Origin of the sequence: Sodalis-like endosymbiont of Proechinophthirus fluctus (genome assembly GCF_001602625.1) — a bacterium.
Classification (GTDB): Bacteria; Pseudomonadota; Gammaproteobacteria; order Enterobacterales; family Enterobacteriaceae.
Genome location: NZ_LECR01000091.1, coordinates 1 through 245, shown reverse-complemented (window position 1 = coordinate 245; position 245 = coordinate 1). Strand labels below are relative to the sequence as shown.

Below are 245 nucleotides of genomic sequence, written 5' to 3'. Positions count from 1 at the left end.
CAGCCGCTGCCGCTGCCGCCAAAGCAATTCCTTCGGTTCCTCCGGCTCAAGAGACCCAAGAAGAAGAAATCGAAGAATACGACGAAGAAATCGGTGAAGCCGTCGTCGAGCAAACCTCCACGGAAGCCCCCAAGAAAACGATCAAACCTATCGTTCGACCTTTCAGGTATTTTCCAATCACAGAACAAGAGGAGGAAGAAGAATTTCTCTCTCTCTCTCTCTCTCTCTCTCTCTCTCTCTCTCTC

Annotated in this window: 1 protein-coding gene; it reads left to right on the top strand. The window is 50.2% G+C overall.

The window, feature by feature from the left end; genetic code table 11:
* The coding region (locus BG74_RS09450; protein ID WP_187202878.1) for a hypothetical protein at window positions 1-245 on the top strand (245 nt) is incomplete at both ends.